Below are 13,682 nucleotides of genomic sequence, written 5' to 3'. Positions count from 1 at the left end.
ACGATGACGACATCCATTCCCCTGTTTATTCTCACCGGCTTTCTGGGCAGCGGCAAGTCGACGCTGCTGTCGCGCCTGATCCGCCATCCGGGCTTTGCCGACACCGCCGTTATCGTCAACGAGTTCGGCGAGGTCGGACTGGACCATGCCCTGGTCAGCCAGGGAGACGAAGGCAATACGGTCCTGCTCGATTCAGGCTGCATCTGCTGCACGTTGACGACATCGCTGGAGGAGACGCTCGAGGCGCTTTACTACAAGGCCGAGCGCGGAGAGATCCCGCGCTTTGCCCGCGTCGTCGTCGAGACCACGGGCCTTGCCGATCCGGGGCCGATCGCAACCGCCCTTGCCGGCGGAACTTTCGTCTCCCGCTTCGTCCATCTCGCCGCCATCCTGACCACGCTCGACGGCCTTCACGGCGCCGCCCAGCTGGCGGAGTTCGAGGAAGCCAGGCTGCAGATCGCCATGGCCGACCGGGTGATCGTGACCAAGAGCGACATCGCAGCGCCGGAGGCGCTGGCACAGACACTGGCAGCCGCACAAGCGATCAATCCGCGCTGCGACCGGCTGACGGCCGTCTCCGGCGCAATCGAGGCAAGCTGCGTGCTGACAGCAGGGCTGGCCGGCCCGCAGGCGCTGCCGATGGCCGCCACCGGATGTAGGTCCGCCGATCACGATCCGGCCGCGCATCTTCATGCCCACGTTCAGGCACATGGCTATGTCGCCTGCGCCGTGCCCGTTCCCGCCCCCGTGAGCTGGCCGGGCTATGCGTCCTGGGTGTCGCATCTGCAAACGCGGTTCAACGAGCAACTGCTGCGCACCAAGGGGTTCGTGACCTTCGACGACGGCGGCATCCGCACCATCCAGGGCGTGCGCCTGCTGTTCGATCCGCCCCGCCCCGTCACCTGGCCCGTCGATCCGGCCCTCGTCGACACGATGGTGCTGATCGCACGCAACGCCGACCGGGCGGCTCTCGCCGACAGCGTGGCCCTGCTGACCGGAGACACCCCATGAGCGACGTGACCGGATCCCACGACGGGATCGCCTATCCGATCCTGCAAAGCCCGTTTCAACTCGCCGGGAAAACGCTGCGCAACCGGCTTGTTCACGCCTCGATGACAACCCGGATGCAGGCGAAGGGCCTGATCACCGACCGGCTGATCCGCTATTATGCGAACCGGGCCGCTGGCGGCGCGGCGATGATCGTTTCGGAACCGCTGGCCATGCTGCCCTCGCAAGCGGACCAGCCCAAGGTGCAGGTCGGCGATCCGGCAAATGCCGACGGATTTCGCCGCTGGGTGGATGCAATCACGGCGCATGACAGTCTTCTGCTGGCGCAGGTGCAGCATCCCGGGCGCGGACGCCACGTGCGCGCCCGCATCGGGCAACCGATCGGGCCCTCCGTCCTGCCGGACGACCTGAGCTGGAGCGTTCCGCATGCGCTGAGCGCCTCGGAAATCGGCGCGATGATTGACGATTTCGCGCAAGGCGCGGCACGGCTGCAGGACTACGGTTTCGCCGGCGTCGAGATCTCGGCCGGGCACGGCCATCTGTTCCACCAGTTCCTGTCGCCGCACTCGAACCGGCGCGAGGACGGTTATGGCGGAGACCTGGAGGGACGCACGCGGCTCTTGAGCGAGCTGATGACAGCCATTCGCACGGCCTGCGGCGCGGATTTCATCCTCGGCCTGAAACTGCCGGGCGACGACGGCGTCGCGGGCAGCATCGGCATGCAGGAGGCCGCCGCCATCGCCGGTTGGCTGGGCGCCACGGGCCTTGCAAGCTACATGTGCTTCACGCAAGGCTCGCACGCGCGCTCGCTGGAAATGCACCTGCCCGACCGCTACGGACCGCCGGTGCCCTATCGCGAATTGCACCGCCAACTGGGCAAGAGCTGCAAGGGTGTGCCGACCATGGCGCTTGGCCGTGTCACCGATCCCGCGGAAGCCGAGGGCCTGCTCGCCGCCGGAGAGGCCGACCTGGTTGCCGTCGGCCGGGCGCTTCTGGCCGATCCCGCATGGCTCGACAAGGCGGCCGCCGGGCGCACGGAGGAAATCCGCTACTGCCTGTCCTGCAACACCTGCTGGGGCTATGGCACGCTGCTCCAGCGCGCCTTGAGCTGTGTGAACAATCCGCGCGTCGCCGCGCCCGACGAGGTGGACTTCAGGCCGAAGCCGGCGCCACGAAGCAAGCGCGTCGTGGTGGTCGGCGCGGGCATTGCCGGCATGGAGGCCGCATGGCTCGCGGCCGCGCGCGGACATGACGTCACGGTCTTTGGATCGGGCGCGGAGGTCGGCGGGAAAGCCAGGTTGCGGGCGCGGCTTCCAGGCGGCGACACCATCACCAGCATCTATGACTATCAGCACACCGCCGCCCTGCGCGCGGGCGCAAGGATCGAACTCGGCGTTGCCGCCAATGCCGGCGATATCCTCGCCCTTGACCCGCACGCCGTCGTTCTCGCCACCGGCGCCACCGCCATCGCGCCCGACTGGATCCCGCCGCAGATGCGAGCGGAGGAGCTGGTGCCGGATCTCCACCGCGCCATGGAAGACGTCCTGCGGCATCCGGGCCGGCAACCGGGCACCGCCGTGATCCACGACATGGACCAGTCCGACGGCGTCTATGCCGCAGTGGAAGCGCTGGCGGAGATTTTCGACCGGGTCGTCCTGGTCACCCCGCGCGACGCGGTCGCCTCGGAGCTCTGGATCGTGGCCCGGCAGGGAATCCTGAGGCGCCTGGCGCACAAGCCGATCGACATCGTGACGCTTGCCGAACCGCTGTGGAGCGATGCGATCGAGGACGCCCGGCTGGAGTATGCGAATGTCTATTCCGGGCGCACCGGCGTCATCGAGGACATCGCGTTTCTGGCCTATGCCACACCGAAAGCGCCGAACGACGCCCTGGCAGGGCCGCTGCGGCAAGCGGGAATAGAGCTCCATCTTGTTGGAGACTGCAGGACGCCCGGCGACCTTCTGTCGGCCACCGGCGACGGACACGCAACCGGCATGGCGCTCTAGTCGCTCGCCATCGCCTCCATCAAAAGTGTCGACAGAATTTCAAATTCTTGACGAATAACCCTCGAAAATTCGCGTATATTTCGCGAAAAACGAATTTATTTTGCTGATAATTCAAATTGGTTGACTCTAGTGTCGACACTTTGTCACACTTGGCCCTGCGGACACTTGTCATAACCGACTTCGTCGTCACGCATTTGGGAGGAGACACCATGCGCAATTTTTTCAAGGGGCTCGCACTTGCGGCGGCTCTGTGGTCCTTCGCGCCGGCGACGGCCGCAGCCTTTCCGGACGCCGACAAGCCGATCACGATCATCGTGCCGTTCTCGCCGGGCGGCACCACCGACGTCAGCGCCCGCACCCTCGCGGAATTCCTGGAGCCGGAACTCGGCGTTTCCTTCGAGGTCGTCAACCGGCCCGGCGCCACCACCCAGATCGGCAGCACGGCGCTGTCGCAGGCCGAGCCCGACGGCCATACATTGTCGCTCGCCTCGTTGCCCTCGCTGGTGATGACCTATGTGGACGAGGCACGGCAGGCCCCCTATGACCGCTCCAGCTTCACCCCGATCGCCCACTATATCTCCGGCGCCAACCTTCTCGCGGTGCAGGCGGACAGCCCGTACAAGAGCGTCAACGACCTCGTCGAGGCGGCCCGCAAGAAGCCGCGCACGATCCGGATGGGCACGGTCGGCCTGATGAGCAACGGGCATCTGCCCGGCATCGCGCTGGAAGACATCGCCGGCGTGCAATTCGCTTTCGTCCACTTCAATGGCGCGGCGCCGCTGGTTGCCGCCCTCCTCGCGGGCGACGTGGATGTGGCAATCAACGGCACACAGACCACTATCCCCCACATCAAGGCCGGCAAGATGCGCGCCATCGGCTTCTTCGGCGAGCGCCGCACCGCCTTTCTTCCCGACCTGCCGACCCTGCGCGACCAGCAGATCGACGTCGCCGCGCCCTCGTCCTTCGCGGTCATCGGCCCGGCTGGAATGAAAGCGGAGACGGTCGAGATCCTCTCGAACGCCATCAAGACGGTGATTGCCAAGCCGGAGTTCCAGGACCGGCTGACCGCCCTGTCGCTGGAATCGAACTTCATGGCCGCGGATGAACTCGAGGCCTATTGGGCCGCCTTCGAAAAGCGTCAGGCGCGGCTCATCGAACTCGCCCGCAGCGCGCAGCAATGACGCGAGCGGTCCCGGGACCGCTGACACGCTCAACGCACAGGGCCGGCTTCGGGGGGACACCAATGCGGCACATGCATCCCACATACACGATCACGGCGATTGTGCTCCTGCTGGTCGCCGGGGTCGTCGGCCAGCAGGCCGTGAGCATGCGGTTCTATACGGTGCTGGGTCCGGGGGCGGGATTTTTTCCCGCCATCCTGGCCGCGATCCTGGCGCTTCTTTCGCTGGGCCTGCTCTATCAGGCGATCTTCAAGGCCGACACCCTGCCGGAAATCGGCTTCGTCGCCGATCCGCTCGCCTATGCCCGCATCGGCACCGTTCTGGTCGCGCTGATGGCGATCGCCGTGTTCATCGAGGACCTGGGCTTCCGGCCCATGATGGCGCTCTTCTTCTTCGTGATGTTCGCCGTGCTGGGCCGGCACCGGCTGTTGCTGAGCGCCGCGCTCGCGCTCATGCTGACCTTCGCCTACCACTTCTTCTTCAAGGGCCTGCTGAACGTGCCGCTTCCATCCGGCGCCTTCGGCCTGTGACGGACACCCCTCCACAATGTCGGAAAACCTCAGTCTGCTCCTGTCCGGGTTCGGCAATGCCCTTCGGCTGGAAAACCTCGTTTTCGCGTTTGCCGGCTGCTTTCTGGGAACGCTGGTCGGCATGTTGCCCGGGCTTGGCCCGTCGGCGGCGATCGCGATCCTCTTGCCGATCACCGCGGCAATGGACCCGACGGCCGCGATCGTGATGCTGGCGGCGATCTACTACGGCTGCCAGTACGGCGACACGATCACCGCGGTGCTGTTCAACACCCCCGGCACCGGCGGCGCGGCGATGACGGCGGTCGAAGGCCACATGATGGCCAAGCAGGGCCGGGCCGGCACGGCGCTGGCGATCGCCGCGATCGCCTCCTTCGTCGGCGGAACGGTCACCGTGGGCCTGTTGGCCATGATCGCCCTTCCCCTCACCTCGCTTGCCCTGAACTTCGGACCTCCGGAGTTCTTCGCGCTGATCGTGCTCAGTCTCGTCCTCGTCGTCACCCTCGGGAGCAGCTCGATCCTCCGCGGCCTGATCACCACCGTCTTCGGCCTCATCCTGGCGATGGTGGGGACGGACCCGGTCATGGGTCTGCCGCGGCTGACCTTCGGGCAGATGCACCTGCTCGACGGCGTCGCCTTCATTCCGGTGATCATCGGGCTTTTCGGCGTCGGCGAGATCCTCAAGAACCTCGAGGACCCGACGAACAGCTTCCGCGAGGCCGTGGTCAGCAAGCTGCGGATTACCCGCGACGATGCCCGCCGCTCCGCACCGGCCATCGCGCGCGGCACAGTGCTCGGCTTCCTGATCGGCATCATCCCCGGCATGGGAACGATCCCGGCCGCCTTCATGTCCTATGTCACCGAAAAACGCCTGTCGCGCACGCCGGAGCGCTTCGGCACAGGGATGATCGAGGGCGTGGCCGGACCCGAAAGCGCCAACAATGCGGCCGCAAACGGCGCCCTGCTCCCGCTGCTGACCCTGGGCATTCCCGGCTCCGGCGTTGTCGCGATCCTGATGGGCGCGCTGATGATGAACGGCATCGTTCCCGGCCCGCTGATGTTCGAGGAACAAAGCGATCTCGTCTGGACGCTGATTGCATCGATGTATGTCGGCAACGTCATTCTTCTCGTCCTGAACCTGCCGTTCATTCCGATGTGGGTCTCGATCCTGCGCATTCCCTACAGCTTCCTGTTCCCGGTCATCCTCGGGTTCACGATTGTCGGCGCCTACAGTCTGGCAAACAGCCAGTTCGACCTCGGCCTGATCGCCGTGTTCGGCCTGATCGGCTACATCATGCGCAAGCTCGACTTCCCCCTCGTCCCGATCATCATGACGCTGATCCTGGGGCCGATGATGGAGGGCGGGCTGCGGCGGTCGCTGGAAATGTCGCAGGGCGATTTCACGATCTTCCTCCAGCGTCCGATCACCGCCGGCTTCCTGACGCTGGCGGTCGTGTTTCTCCTGCTTCCGCTCATGTCCGGCGTGCGGCGACGGCTGAAACGCGCCTCGACGCCGGTCTCCCCCGGCGAAACCGACTGAGCGGGCACAGACACTCATGCGCATCTGGTATCAAAGTCTCGGCCGGCTCGACGCCTGGGGCGGCTATCCGGCGCACCTTGGCGCCATGATCGAGCGCGCCCGGTCGGCGGCGACCGAGATCGTCGTCAACGGGACCAAGCGCGGCATCGCCGAATATCACGCAGCCCTTGCCCATGAAGCCAAGGGCGACGTGCTGCACACCCTGCGCCGCGCGGTCGCAGAAGGAGCGGACGCCTTCGTGATCGGCAATTTCTTCGATATCGGCCTGGAGGAGGCGCGCGAGATCGCCCCCTTCCCGGTGCTCGGCCTTGGCGAGACCAGCATATCCCTCAGTCATTTCATGGGGCAGTCCTACGGCCTGATCTGTCCGAACGCGAAATACGCGGCCCGTCTGGAGAAACGCCTGCGCGCCGACCGGCTCGACGCCCGGCTGGCCGGGATCGCCGTGCTCGACATGCCGCGCCTGACCGCGATGGGCGACGCCTTCGACGACGCCGATGCGCGCGCCCGTCTGCTTCAGGCCATCGAGCAGGCGGTGGAACGCGACCTGGGTGCGGCGGAAGTCGTCGTCCCGGCCGGCGGCGTCGTGATGGCGCTGATGGACAAGGCCGGCGTCACCCGCTTCGGCAATGGCGCTCCCGTCCTCAACGGCATCGCCGGGCTGGTCGCCATGGCCGAGGCCTCGGTCGGCCTCGCCCGGCTCCAGGGCGGCACATTCACCAGCCGCCACCTCTCCCATGCCCGCCCCGACCCGCAGGAACGCACGCGGATCGACGAGCTCTACGGTCCCGACATTTTTCCGCACTGGACGCCCTGACATCGTCCGGTTGCCCTGGTGCGAATGAAAAAGAGCGCAGGCGCCCGCCCTGTCCGGAACGGCATGTGCTGCAGCCGGTCCGCTCGCCGATGTTTTTCGGAACTCCCGCCGGGTTGAACCGTTGAGACAAGACCGCGCCCGCGTCATCCGCGATGACGGCGGACCGGACGACCGAGGGCATGGCCGAAGCGCCAGAGCCTTTCCCAAGTCAACCGAGGAGCAACTGATGAAACGCCTTGCAACACACGCTCTTGCCATGACCGGCGCCGCAGTTCTGGCGACCTCCGCGATCGCGCAGGACACCAACGCCAACGCCGGCGTCAAGATCGGCACCCTGACCTGCTCCGTCGGCGAGGAAACCAGTTTTGTCGTCGGCTCGAGCGCGACCCTGAGCTGCATCTTCGATCCGGCCGGCTCCGGCGAGGCCGCCACCTACAGCGGAACGATCAACGACTACGGCCTGGACATCGGCAGCACCTCCAATGCGACGCTGGTCTGGGGTGTCCTGGCGCCGAGCGCGGACATGGAAAAAGGCGTGCTGGAAGGGACCTACGGCGGCGTCACGGCCGGCGCGACGCTGGGGGCCGGCGTCAAGGCCAATGCCCTTGTCGGCGGCTTCGACAAGTCCATCGCGCTGAACCCGCTGAGCCTGGAAAGCCAGACGGGCGCCAATATCACCCTGGGTGTCACCCAGCTGACGCTGTCCTCCACCAACTGATAGCGCAAACTCGCCGGCGTCCGCCGGCCTTCACACTGCAGACAAACCCCGTCGATCTATCGGCGGGGTTTTCTGCGTTCGGCACCGACAGTGCAACACTGCACGGCCGGGCAAGCAGCCGCTCCCGTCGCTCGCCTGCTGCCTGCGATCAAGCGGTGCAACAGCGGAGGCCGCGGCGCGGAGAGACGTGCCGGTGCCTGCAGGCCATCTGGCCCCATGCATCCCGCAAACTGCCCCGGAAACTTCCGTGCGCATTGCCCGCCGACCGCAGCGGGCGCCGCGAGCGGACCGGTCGCGACGGATGCGTGCGAGCTTTCCGTCCGTCTGCTCACATGCGCCTTGAGCCGGGTTCGCGCCGCTATTCTTGCCCGCAAGGGATACCCAAAAACCTGTTGTCGCGCGCCCGCACGGACAGGGCCGTAGCGGTCGAAACGCAACGGTTCGCAGTGAAGCCCGCCGGACCGAACGGGCCCTTCGCCCATGCTGTATCACGGGCTCGCGCGGGAACCCGGGCCGACCTGTTTCGACGGGGCTCCCTCTTCGCGGACAGGCACCAACTGCGGGGCCGAGCCGGTGAGCGGCTGACCACGCGACACCAACCCCGCGCGAGGCCCGTGCCTCATCAGCCCATGTGTCCCGGTGAGCCCGTGATACAGCATGGGCGCGGCGAGATGCGCGCCGCGCGTCCTGGCAAACAGGGAACTGGGTCGTGGCGGGTGTCAATGAAGGGGCACGCACAGAAAAACCCCCGGCGGGTGCCAGGGGTTTTCTGAAGGTCAACGGACCACGGGCGGGTCCGTTTTCTTGAACGTCGGCCTTGCGGTTAGCTCTTCAGGAGAACGCTTTCCGGATCGGTCTTGTAGTCCGCCGGCGTGTAGGCCTTGGCATTCTTGAGCTGCTCATCGGTGAAGGTCGCGGTGATCAGCAGGCTGCCGTTCTCGTTCTCATACATCTTCAGGCTGTCGTAGGACACGGCAACCGGCTTTTCGCCAAAGCCCAGGAAGCCGCCGACATCGATCACGACGGCTTCTGCCGTCCCGTCCTTGCCGAGCAGAACCTCGGACACTTCACCGATGTCGGTATCGGCCGAGGTGTAGACAGTCGCCCCGATCAAAACATCGGTCGAGACAGTGGCGGCGTCGATCTGGGTCTTTTCCGCCGTCCAGTCGGAATTGGCCATCTTGTCCATCTGTTCGCGGACAGGCTTGATCGCCTCGTCCTGAACGGTTTCATAGGCTCCCTTGGCGGACTCCTTCGCCTGATTCATGCCGTCGCGAACGGCCGAGGTCGACATCCAGTTCGGAATGTAGTCCGGACGCTCATAGCCGGGTGCTGCTTCCAGCTCCTGCTTGGACACGTCGCTCACGACCCTGAGCTGATCGTCCTGGGTGGAGACGAAAGACAGACGGTCGAACTCGACGGCAACTTCCTTTTCGCCAAGCCCGATGAAGCCGCCCACACCGATGATCACGACCTTCACCGACCCGTCGCGATCGACCAGAATGTCGTTGATGTCGCCGATTTCCTCGGCGTTCTCGCCTTCACCGGTCATCACGGCTTCGCCGATCATGTTGGAGGCCAAAAAGCCCTTCGCAGCTTCCTGGGCAAGCGTGTTCGTCTCCAACTCGAAGATGCCCGATGCATTGGTTTCCTGGCCGGACATATTCGGCTTGGGGGTGGCTGTCTCTGCGATCGCGCCGGTCGAAATCAAAGCAACAACCGCAGTGGAAGCAAGAATATTACGGAGCATTACTGCCCTCCTTTGAGAAAAATCGTCACGACCTGTGACTACGTTCTGTAAACAAAACCGGATAAGTTTGGTTCCCGAAAAATATGCGCCAACCGCCGCATATCCAGACTGATGATGATCGGCCGGCGCCCTCCCGCGTCAAACCGGGCAAGCGCAAGCGCGACCCGGCATCGGAGAGCCAAAACCCTTGCCCTTTTAATGAGTTGCCCGCCGCGAGGCCGTACCTCCCCAATCCCGGACCGCAACTCACGCTGCGTCCGGGAGGCGGAATTCGGTAAGCCTGTCATCAATCTCAAATTGCGCCCCTGGCGCATATCTATTTCAGGGGTCAGATTGCTCGACCGCTTCCGCGCGGTCCCGCGAAGAACCAGACGATGAACCCGATCACCGGGAAAATCAGAATGCCCAGCGTCCAGAGGACCTTGGCGCCGGTCGACGCTCCGCTCCCCAGGATCTTGATCACGGCATAGATATCCAAGATGAGAACAATCAGACCCAGTATCCCATATTCCATGTCGCATCTCCATTTGGCAGATATGAAGAAAACGCATCAAGCAGCAAAAAGTTCCAAAAGCCGCGACCGCTCAAAAACTTATTTTCTGGTCTCTCGGATTTTTATTTTCGGGAAGCTGGAACCAGTTTGCGTTTCGGATGTTGATCAAAGGTGTTCATTACATCGGAGGACGTCATGTTTTCTTGGGCAATTTTCTTCCTGGTCGTCGCACTGATCGCGGCGGTTCTGGGGTTCGGCGGAATTGCCGGAACGGCCGTGTCACTCGCCAAGATCGTTTTCTTTGTCGCGATCGCGCTGTTCCTGATTTCCGCCGTCGCACAGGCTATCCGCGGACGCGGCGTCTGAGCCGCGAGCGGGACCGGAACAATCAGAAAAAGGGCGCCGGGAGCGCCCTTTTTTGTATCTGCAGCATTTGGCGAATAAGTGCCTGCATCGCTTGCCCGGCACTGGCCGCAGCCGGCCGTCGCTCAGATTTCCTCGCTTACCTGCGCATAGGCGATCAATGCAAACAGTGCCGATCCGCCAATGATGTTGCCCGCAAGCGTCGGCAGGAAGAAGCCGCCGACCACATCGGCAAGGCCGGCATGGCCGGTCCAGAAGGCAAACACCGCCTCGACCGATCCGGCAACGACATGCGTCAGGTCGAGGACCGCGATCAGCCAGGCCATGAGCACGATGATCGCCAGTTTCGACTGCTCGGCGCTCGGCAGCAGCCAGACCAGCGTCGCGACGATCCAGCCGGCGACAATCCCGCGAAGAAACATCTGAAGCGGCGCGATCTCCATCAGATGCGCCGACAGCGCTTCCACGGCGCCGAACACCGGGTCCGTGAGGAACAGTCCCGATGCAAGGGCACTGCCGAACAGGACCGTTCCGACGACATTCGCAAGCAGCACGATCCCCCACAACCGCAGCACCCGCCAATAGGTCCGCCGTTTGCCGGCGCTGATCGCCGGCAGGACCGCGGTCAGCGTGTTTTCGGTAAAAAGCTGCTGCCGGGCGAGAATGACGATGACAAATCCCAGGCCGTAGCCAAGGTTTTCGACCAGATGGCGCCAACCGAGATCGGGAAGATAGGCGCGCAACACCGCCTCTCCCAGCACGGAAAACCCGATCGACAGACCGGCCGCGATGCCCGACCACCACAGGTTCCGCGGCGCACGCGCCAGTTCCTCCTCGCCTTCCTGACGGATGATCTCGTAAACGACCGCGGCACGCAGCCGCAACTTGTCGCCGACCTCCGACAGGTCATCGGCGCTGAGCCGCGTGCCTTCGCGCTCGAGCCGCTCTTCGGTGATATGGCTTTCGTTTTCCGGCCTGGCGCCGGAGGGCTTGTTCGGGGTCTCGCGCAAGCTGCCCTCCTGTCAGGAGACCGCGCACGACGCGGTGTCCGGTTTCCGACGCAGTTCAAACGGACAGGGCGTCCTGGAGCATCGCGGAGGATTGTGCCACGGCGACCTCGGAGCGCTCGAACCCCTCCCTGCCGTTCATCAGGTCTTCCAGCCGCAGGCGTGCGCGCGAGACCCGGCTCTTCACGGTTCCCACCTTCACACCGAGAATCTCGGCCGCCTCCTCATAGGAGAACCCGCTGGCGCCGATCAGGATCAGCGCTTCACGCTGGTCATCCGGCAAAACCTGCAAGGCGCTCAGGAAATCCTTGAGTTCCAGATGACCTGTCTGCTGGGGTTTCGATTCCAGCGTCGCCGCATGCTCGCCGTCGGAATCGGAGACCTCGCGCTGCATCTTCCGGCCGACGGAGTAGAAATGGTTGCGCAGGATGGTGATCAGCCAGGCCGTCAGATTGGTGCCCTCGGTGAACTTGTCCCGGTTCGCGATCGCTTTCGACAGCGTTTCCTGAACGAGATCGTCGGCGCGATCCCGGTCGCCGCTAATGGACCTTGCAAAGGCACGCAATCGCGGAATGGCCTCCACGATGTCCTTCTTGAACTGCGCGGCACTCATTCCGCGGCCTCCTCGTCGGCGGCCGGCTTTTCCGCGTCACTGTCATCGAGCGCGGCGAGCAGTTCCATCATGTCCGCGGGGATCTCTTCAGACAGGGCTTCATCGTACACCTTCCGGAGCTGGTTGCCGATCCAGTCTTCTTTCCGTCGGGCCCCGGCCGCCGGTTTGATGATGCCGAAGTCGGGATCCAGCCGATCAGGGCGGGTTTTTCCTGCCATTGCCAATTCCTGAACTCTTGTTGCTTTGTGGTCGATCTATGGCGCAAACGCGGCGAGCGAAAAAAAGTTCCGGGCGCGTGGAACTTTTTTTCGATCACGACATTTTCAACTCAAGGGGCGGGATCGCGATGCGTTGTCAACGCCGCCTCATCCGATGCCACACTGAGGATACGTTACATGTCGACTAGCCTTTCCCAAGATATCGCTCCTCTTCTGCCGTATCTGCGCAGGTATGCGAGGGCCTTGGCTGGGAGCCAGAAAAGTGGCGATGCTTATGTGCGCGCCTGTCTTCAGGCCCTGGTAGGCGATCACACCATCATCGACAGGGACGGTGGCGTCAAAATCGGCCTTTACCGCCTGTTTCACGTGCTTTGGAACGCCACGGTCATTCCGCCCGCCGATGCGGACGGATCCGCGTCGATTTTCGAGCAGACCGCGCAGGAACGGCTGTCCACGATGGCGCCGGAAAGCCGCCAGACGCTGCTGTTGTCGACGCTCGAGGGGTTCTCCATTGCCGAAACCGCCCGGATCATCGACAAAAGCCCCGATGAGGTCAGCAAGCTGATCAAGCAGGCGATCGAGGAGATCGACCGGCAGACCAAGACCGACGTGCTTATCATCGAGGACGAGCCGCTGATTTCGATGGATCTGACGCAGATCGTGGAATCCCTCGGCCATTCGGTCACGCAGGTTGCGCGCACCGCGAGCGAAGCCATTGCGGCGGCCAAGTCGCATACGCCCGGACTGGTGCTGGCGGACATTCAACTTGCCGACGGATCCTCCGGGATCGACGCGGTGAAGGACATCCTCGCCAACATGTCGGTTCCGGTGATTTTCATCACCTCTTTCCCGGAACGCCTTTTGACCGGGGAACGCCCGGAGCCCACGTTCCTGATCACCAAGCCGTTCAATCCCAACACGGTAAAGGCAGGTATCAGCCAGGCTCTCTTCTTCAAGGGATCGAACGCCGTGGCGGCGTAAGCCTTGGCCGGGCTTCCCCGCGCCCTGCCCCGAAACGGACAAAGGCGGGAAAACCCCGCCTTTGTCGGTCGTTCGTCACGAGTGACAACCGGGTCTCAGTTGCGGGAAAGCCAGGCGTCGATGTCGCGTTCCACCTCTTCGCGCGTCTGCCCGTATTTCTGTTGCAGAAGCCCGACGAGTTCGGTTCGCCGTCCGTCGACCCGGTCAAGCTCGTCGTCGGTGAGCTTGCCCCACTGGGCCTGCGCCTTGCCCTTGAATTCTTTCCAGTTGCCTTCGATCTGGTCCCAGTTCATCGAACATACCTCCTTGTGGTGTCGTCACGAGGCAAACGTTCGGGACGGGGGAAGGTTCCTGCAAAACCGCCCGGGAGGCGATGCGATGTCCCCTGGCGGCCGCGCCCGCATGTTCTGAACGACGCAATAGATCGCGGGTGCGGCGGATGCTTGCCTCGCGATGAAAA

Annotated in this window: 15 protein-coding genes; 9 read left to right on the top strand and 6 right to left on the bottom strand. The window is 64.2% G+C overall.

Features of this window, described 5'->3' with window-relative positions; genetic code table 11:
- Positions 1 to 3 precede the first annotated feature (3 nt).
- From LC092_RS06755 to LC092_RS06725, 7 genes are all read left to right on the top strand, one after another.
- Positions 4 to 1,011 carry a CobW family GTP-binding protein gene (locus LC092_RS06755; RefSeq protein WP_224805687.1) on the top strand — a complete coding sequence of 336 codons (1,008 nt, stop codon included), beginning with the start codon at positions 4 to 6 and terminating at the stop codon, positions 1,009 to 1,011.
- A complete protein-coding gene (locus LC092_RS06750; RefSeq protein ID WP_224805686.1) occupies positions 1,008 to 3,014 on the top strand; it encodes an NAD(P)-binding protein in 2,007 nt (668 codons plus the stop codon). Before LC092_RS06755 ends, LC092_RS06750 begins: the two co-directional genes overlap by 4 nt.
- Positions 3,015 to 3,223: 209 nt before the next feature.
- Positions 3,224 to 4,195, top strand: coding sequence for a tripartite tricarboxylate transporter substrate binding protein (locus tag LC092_RS06745; protein ID WP_224805685.1), 972 nt, complete (start codon positions 3,224 to 3,226; stop codon positions 4,193 to 4,195).
- A gap of 71 nt (positions 4,196 to 4,266) precedes the next feature.
- Positions 4,267 to 4,725, top strand: a complete 459-nt coding sequence (locus tag LC092_RS06740) for a tripartite tricarboxylate transporter TctB family protein (RefSeq protein WP_224805684.1) — start codon at positions 4,267 to 4,269, stop codon at positions 4,723 to 4,725.
- Positions 4,726 to 4,741: 16 nt separating this feature from the next.
- Positions 4,742 to 6,262 (top strand): tripartite tricarboxylate transporter permease, encoded by a 1,521-nt coding sequence (locus tag LC092_RS06735; protein ID WP_224805683.1) that lies wholly within the window; start codon positions 4,742 to 4,744, stop codon positions 6,260 to 6,262.
- 16 nt (positions 6,263 to 6,278) lie between these two features.
- Positions 6,279 to 7,079: an aspartate/glutamate racemase family protein gene (locus LC092_RS06730; RefSeq protein WP_224805682.1), complete on the top strand. Its 801-nt coding sequence runs from the start codon at positions 6,279 to 6,281 to the stop codon at positions 7,077 to 7,079.
- Positions 7,080 to 7,305: 226 nt separating this feature from the next.
- Complete coding sequence (locus LC092_RS06725) at positions 7,306 to 7,797, top strand: DUF992 domain-containing protein (RefSeq protein ID WP_224805681.1); 492 nt, start codon at positions 7,306 to 7,308, stop codon at positions 7,795 to 7,797.
- Positions 7,798 to 8,620: 823 nt separating this feature from the next.
- Here LC092_RS06725 and LC092_RS06720 read toward each other — a convergent pair.
- Positions 8,621 to 9,460, bottom strand: coding sequence for a PRC-barrel domain-containing protein (locus LC092_RS06720; protein ID WP_224805680.1), 840 nt, complete (start codon positions 9,458 to 9,460; stop codon positions 8,621 to 8,623).
- Positions 9,461 to 9,875: 415 nt separating this feature from the next.
- Positions 9,876 to 10,061: a PLD nuclease N-terminal domain-containing protein gene (locus tag LC092_RS06715; protein ID WP_224805679.1), complete on the bottom strand. Its 186-nt coding sequence runs from the start codon at positions 10,059 to 10,061 to the stop codon at positions 9,876 to 9,878.
- A 174-nt stretch (positions 10,062 to 10,235) separates the two neighbouring features.
- Here LC092_RS06715 and LC092_RS06710 point away from each other — a divergent pair, with 174 nt between their 5' ends.
- Positions 10,236 to 10,406: a DUF1328 domain-containing protein gene (locus LC092_RS06710; RefSeq protein ID WP_224805678.1), complete on the top strand. Its 171-nt coding sequence runs from the start codon at positions 10,236 to 10,238 to the stop codon at positions 10,404 to 10,406.
- A gap of 122 nt (positions 10,407 to 10,528) precedes the next feature.
- Here the strand turns inward: LC092_RS06710 and LC092_RS06705 are convergent, their stop codons facing one another.
- From LC092_RS06705 to LC092_RS06695, 3 genes are read right to left on the bottom strand one after another with little or no spacing between them, the layout of a single operon-like run.
- Positions 10,529 to 11,413 carry a formate/nitrite transporter family protein gene (locus tag LC092_RS06705; protein WP_224805677.1) on the bottom strand — a complete coding sequence of 295 codons (885 nt, stop codon included), beginning with the start codon at positions 11,411 to 11,413 and terminating at the stop codon, positions 10,529 to 10,531.
- 55 nt (positions 11,414 to 11,468) lie between these two features.
- Positions 11,469 to 12,023: a sigma-70 family RNA polymerase sigma factor gene (locus LC092_RS06700; protein WP_224805676.1), complete on the bottom strand. Its 555-nt coding sequence runs from the start codon at positions 12,021 to 12,023 to the stop codon at positions 11,469 to 11,471.
- Complete coding sequence (locus LC092_RS06695; RefSeq protein ID WP_224805675.1) at positions 12,020 to 12,241, bottom strand: NepR family anti-sigma factor; 222 nt, start codon at positions 12,239 to 12,241, stop codon at positions 12,020 to 12,022. The genes LC092_RS06700 and LC092_RS06695 overlap by 4 nt, the downstream gene beginning before the upstream one ends.
- A 177-nt stretch (positions 12,242 to 12,418) precedes the next feature.
- Here LC092_RS06695 and LC092_RS06690 point away from each other — a divergent pair, with 177 nt between their 5' ends.
- On the top strand, positions 12,419 to 13,222 hold the full coding sequence (locus LC092_RS06690; protein ID WP_224805928.1) for a response regulator: 804 nt from the start codon (positions 12,419 to 12,421) through the stop codon (positions 13,220 to 13,222).
- 95 nt (positions 13,223 to 13,317) lie between these two features.
- Here the strand turns inward: LC092_RS06690 and LC092_RS06685 are convergent, their stop codons facing one another.
- The gene (locus tag LC092_RS06685; protein WP_224805674.1) at positions 13,318 to 13,515 is read right to left on the bottom strand and encodes a CsbD family protein; all 198 of its coding nucleotides are present in this window, start codon (positions 13,513 to 13,515) and stop codon (positions 13,318 to 13,320) included.
- Positions 13,516 to 13,682 lie beyond the last annotated feature (167 nt).

The organism is Stappia stellulata (genome assembly GCF_020176715.1).
GTDB lineage: Bacteria > Pseudomonadota > Alphaproteobacteria > Rhizobiales > Stappiaceae > Stappia.
Note: the sequence above shows the minus strand (reverse complement) of the source record. Positions and strands in the feature narration are given on the sequence as shown.